Annotated in this window: 2 protein-coding genes; both read left to right on the forward strand. The window is 60.9% G+C overall.

Annotated elements, in window-relative coordinates:
* Positions 1–2,582, forward strand: a 2,582-nt coding sequence (locus FCU66_RS40430; protein ID WP_168992217.1) for an AAA family ATPase, incomplete at its 5' end; no start/stop codon positions are given.
* A 517-nt stretch (positions 2,583–3,099) separates the two neighbouring features.
* Entirely contained in the window at positions 3,100–4,848 is a 1,749-nt protein-coding gene (locus tag FCU66_RS40435; RefSeq protein WP_136622541.1) for an adenylate/guanylate cyclase domain-containing protein, read from the forward strand.
* Positions 4,849–5,294: the final 446 nt, after the last annotated feature.

Here is a 5,294-nt window from a genome sequence, read left to right on the forward strand (position 1 = left end):
CGATCCATCCCTATCAAGTGTTTCGTGAGAGCGCTGTCGAAAGCCGGTTCGAGGCGCTGCATGGGACGACGCCCACGCCGCTGGTCGGGCGTGAGGAGGAGGTCGACCTGCTGCAGCGCCACTGGCATCGCGCGAGAAGTGGTGAAGGTCGTGTGGTGCTGCTCTCAGGCGAGCCCGGCATCGGAAAGTCGCGCCTCACCGTCACCTTGCAGGAGCGGATCCAGAATGAGCCACACACCCGCTTGCGGTATTTCTGTTCGCCGCACCATCAAGACAGCGCGCTCCACCCGACCATTGCGCAGCTAGAACGTGCCGCCGGGTTGGAGCGCGACGACCCACCTGAGAGGAAGCTGGATAAGCTTACGGCCCTGCTTGCCCCGGCCTCGCCGGAGGACGTGGCGCTGCTGGCCGAGCTGCTGTCGTTGCCGACCGAAGGCCGTTTCCCGCCTCTCCAACTGACGCCCCAGCGTAAGAAAGAGAAGACCTTCGATGCGTTGCTCCGGCAGCTCGAAGACCTGGCGCGACAAGGTCCGGTGCTGATGCTCTTCGAGGATGTTCACTGGATCGACCCCAGCTCGCGCGAGCTGCTCGACCTGGTAGTCGAGCGGGTGCAGCGCCTGCCAGTGCTGCTTCTCCTCACGTTCCGCCCCGAGTTTCAACCGCCGTGGACCGGGCAGGCGCACGTCACGGTTCTTGTCCTCAACCGGCTCGACCGTCGTGAAGGGGCCGCGCTGGTCCAGCGGGTCGTCGGCACCGGGGAGCTGCCGAGCGACGTAGTCGCGGAGATCATCGAGCGCACTGATGGGGTGCCACTGTTCGTCGAGGAGCTGACCAAGGCGGTGTTGGAGGGCGGCAACACCAGGACAGTGCTCTCAAGAGCTGCCGCGACGGCGTTGAACGTCCCCGCCACGCTGCATGCCTCGTTGATGGCTCGGCTCGATCGCCTCGGCTCAACCGTTAAGGAGGTCGCACAGGTCGGCGCGGTTCTCGGTCGGGAGTTCTCCTACGAATTGCTGGCAGCGGTCGCACAGCGAAATGCCGCTGATCTAAATGGCGCACTGGATCAACTCGTCGGCGCCGGTCTGGTGTTCTGCCGCGGGACGCGGCCACTGGCCACTTACCTCTTCAAGCATGCGCTCGTTCAGGACGCAGCGTATGGCACGCTGCTGCGCGCTAAGCGCAAGGAGCTACATAAGCGTGTCGCAGATGTGTTGAAGGAAAAGTGGACCGAAATCACTGAAGCGCAACCCGAGCTCCTCGCGCACCACCTTCAGGAAGCCGGGGATTGGGCGGGCGCGCTCGATCACTGGCAAAAGGCGGGACGGGCCGCCGTGGCCAGAGCTGCCACTCGGGAAGCCGTGTCGCACTTTGCCAGTGCTATTGACTGCAGCAGGAGACTTTGCGATGTGTCCGGCGGCGCCGAACGGATGACACGTCTCCACCTTGCGATGGCCAATGCCTTGATGCAGGCTGAAGGGTATCGTTCTGAGCGCCTTGGGAAGACGCTCGAGGATGCACGTCTTGCCGCCGCGAACACTGCATCGGCCGAATTGCAATGTGACGTTGCGCTTTCACTCGCTCCATTTCTTTATGCCACTGGGCGCAATCACGACTATCTGATGCTCGCCGATGAGCAGCTAATAAAAGGCGCCGATCACCTTCCTCCAGCCTATTTGAGTGCCCTTTTGGCAACAAGGGGGATGGCTCATTATAACCGGGGAGAACAACCGCAGGCAGCGGAAGCTTTGCGGAATGCCTTAGATTTGATTGATCGTGTTGACCCAAGTCGGGGTATCTTGTTCGCCGGTGCGGATCAACCCCGTCTCTCTGCCCAGGAATATTTCAGCGAATCGCTGATCATATTGGGTTTCTTTGATGCTGCAGTCGAAGAGAAAGAGCGCCTAATTCGAAATTTTGACCAGGGCGATAAGCCCTTCGAACTCGCGTGGCGTCTTCTCGGGCATTGCGAATTGTGCGCGCTACTCGGTCAATACGAGGAACTCCTTGAGAACGCTACGAAGATCGTCGAGATTTGCGAACGGCATGGCTACACGGCGCGTCGAAGCAGCGGCATTAGGTGGCGTGGCCATGCCCGCTCGCATTTAGGTGAACTGGATACCGGCATCGATGACGTCCGGGAGAGTATGGTCCTTTGGCGTGGGCAGGGCGTCGTATTTCATACCCCTGAGAAAGCATGCGCACTTTGTGATCTGCTCCTGCGAGCCGGTCGCCTCGAAGAGGCATCGCAGATGCTTGATGATGTCGATACCCTCGTTTTCGACACGGACGAGGCGAGCTATCTAGCAGAATGTATCCGCCTTCGTGGCCAGATTGCCGCGGATAGAGGTGACCTGACGGGTGCCGCGCACCTATTCGAAACAGCAATTGCCACTGCCCGTCGGCAGCAAGCGAGACTCTTCGAGCTTCGCGCCGCAACGCAACTAGCACCAGTTCTGGCACGGCAAGGTCGTGTCCATGAGGCCGCGACGCGTCTGCAAGCGGTGGTCCACACATTTGACACAAGGTATCCAATCGTCGACCTCGTCGCCGCGCAAAGGGCGCTGGACACCCTGAGCCGTTGAGGTCGCACCATCTGCGTCGGTTCCGACAACGTAGTTTGCGAGCTTGGCTCATTGCGCACCCGAGACGCGCGTTAGTCCGTTTGGACTGGAATGTAACGGAATTGAGACGTTCACGCTTGTCCCCGCGTAGGTCCGAACATGGCGCAACCACGACCTCCAGCTTGGCCACGCGCAATGTCTGGTTTCAGGAGGCACCAAACCTGACCTCAATGGCTGACATGCGGCGCAATTGCTGACCGGCAGATTTTGGGGCCGACATCGGACTGGCAGGTTCAGGCTATGGATCTTCAAAAAGCGGACGTTCGGTTGAACGGGGACATAGTCGTGGACCTGACCCAAAAGTAGCCCTTCGGCAGCAGCCGCGATCGGACGATAAACGACGCCGTGTTAGGAATGGCCCAAGCGACGCGGTGAGTTGATCGCTGCTGGCGCCGGCACTGCACACTCGCATTCGAGGTAGGACTAGAATACGCTCGCCGCCCGGAGCTTCGACCTATGGAAGAGGCAGGACACAAGCATGGAGCGACGCCTCACCGCAATCCTTGCTGCCGACGTCGTCGGCTACAGCCGCCTCATGGGAGCCGACGAGGTTGGCACGCTTGCACAGCTGAAGAGGCTTCGCGCCGAAGTGATCGAGCCCAAGATCACAGAGTCCCACGGACGCATCGTCGGTTCCGCTGGCGACAGCCTTCTTGTCGAATTCGCCAGCGCAGTCCACGCGGTGCAGTGTGCGGTCGAAGCCCAGGAGGGATTGGCTGCTCACAATGCAAGTTTGCCCGAAGACAAGCGCATGACTTTCCGTATGGGCGTGAATTTGAGCGACGTGATTGCCGAGGACGATACAATCTACGGTGATGGTGTGAACATCGCCGCGCGGCTCGAGAAGCTTGCAGAACCTGGCGGCGTCTGCGTCGCGAGCAACGTCTACGAGCAGGTCAAGGGCAAACTAGACTATGCCTACACCGACCTCGGTAGCCATCAGGTCCACAACATCGTGGAGGCGGTGCGCGCCTATCAGGTCAGTCGAGCAAAACCAACTTCGGTATTCTCGACAAGGGAGAGGCTGACGCTTCCCGAAAAACCGTCCATCGCGGTCTTGCCATTCGACAACCTCAGTGGCGACCCCGAGCAGGGCTACTTCGCTGACGGCATGGTGGAGGAGATCATCACCGCGCTGTCCCGGACGCGCTGGCTGTTCGTCATCGCGCGCAACTCGAGCTTTACCTACAAGGGCCGGGCAGTGGACATTAAGCAGGTCGGGCGCGAGCTTGGTGTGCGCTATGTGCTTGAAGGGAGCGTGCGCAAGGCGGCGAGCAGGGTGCGCATCACCGGGCAGCTTATCGATGCGGCAACGGGTGCACATCTATGGGCCGACCGTTTCGACGGCGGGCTGGAGGACGTTTTTGACCTGCAGGAGGAAGTGACCCGGAGCGTCGTCGGAGCGATCGCTCCGAAGCTGGAACAGGCAGAGATCGAGCGGGCCAAGCGCAAGCCGACCGAGCACCTTGACGCTTACGACTATTATCTGCGCGGGATAGCAAGCCTCCACCAGTTGACCAGGGAATCCAACGCAAACGCCCTTCAGTTGTTTTACAAGGCCATCGAACTCGACCCTGAATTCGCCTCGGCATACGGCATGGCCGCGTGGTGTGCCGTCATGCGCAAGGCGAACGGCTGGATGGCCGATCGTGAGCAGGAAACCGTCGAGACAGAACGCCTGGCTCTGAAGGCAGTGGATTTGGGCAGGGATGACGCGGTTGCGCTCTCACTCGGCGGGCACGCGCTCGCGTTTGTCGTGGGCGACAACAATAGCGGGGCAGCGTTCATTGATCGCGCGCTCGCGCTCAATCCGAACCTGGCTACTGCGTGGCTATTCAGCGGCTGGGTCAGAGTCGACCTCGGCGATACGGAAACCGCCCTCCAGCACCTCGCGACTGCGATACGCATGAGCCCGGTCGACCCGCTCATGTTCGATATGCAGAATGCGGTTGCAGTGGCTCATCTCTTCGCTGGTCGATTTGAGGAGGCATCATCTTGGGCCGAAAGGTCGTTGCGGGAAAAGCCGGACTTTTTGGGGTCGTTGCGCTATGCGGCTGCAAGCTATGCTCGCGCCGGCCGAACCGAGGACGCGCAAAAGGTGGTGAGCCGAATTCTCGCCCTCGATCCTGGCCAACGAATTTCCAATCTCGCCGACGTCGTTTCAGCCGTCCCAGCCCATATGGCTCTGCTTGCAGAAGGTTTGCGAAAGGCGGGACTGCCGGAATAGCGCTGCCAGGCTGGCGCATCGATCGCGAGTTGGGAACGCACCGAGATCGCAAAGACCGCACCGTGGGTGGCGTCGGCCCTCGCACGCTAACGATGGCACAAATCGCCATAGGGCGCCGTACAAGCGATCCCGCGTCATGTCAGGGGTGGGTCACTGATCCCAACTCGTCGCGTGGGCCTCGATTGGGGTGCCTGTGGCAAAGCACCTGCTCGATCTCAAGCCAAGTCGGCGATCCGTAGGCATAGGCAATGGCTGCTTCAGCAGGACGGCTGATCGGCCGTTTTTGGCGCAACCGCGACCTCCAGCCTAATCGCCGGCAAGGTCCGCTTTCAGGAAGCTGCGAAGCCGACCTCGACGGCCGAGATGTGGCGCATTGCAGCCCGGCTGCCTCTTGAGCCGAAAGCTGGCTGGCAGCTTCCAGTGTGAGCCCTTGTGCCTTCAGCAGT

This window comes from Mesorhizobium norvegicum (genome assembly GCF_004919685.1).
GTDB lineage: Bacteria > Pseudomonadota > Alphaproteobacteria > Rhizobiales > Rhizobiaceae > Mesorhizobium > Mesorhizobium norvegicum.

Bases quoted from the DNA above. Each gene is read 5' to 3' on its own strand.
- FCU66_RS40435 (WP_136622541.1), top strand. From the start codon at position 3,100: ATGGAGCGACGCCTCACCGCAATCCTTGCTGCCGACGTCGTCGGCTAC.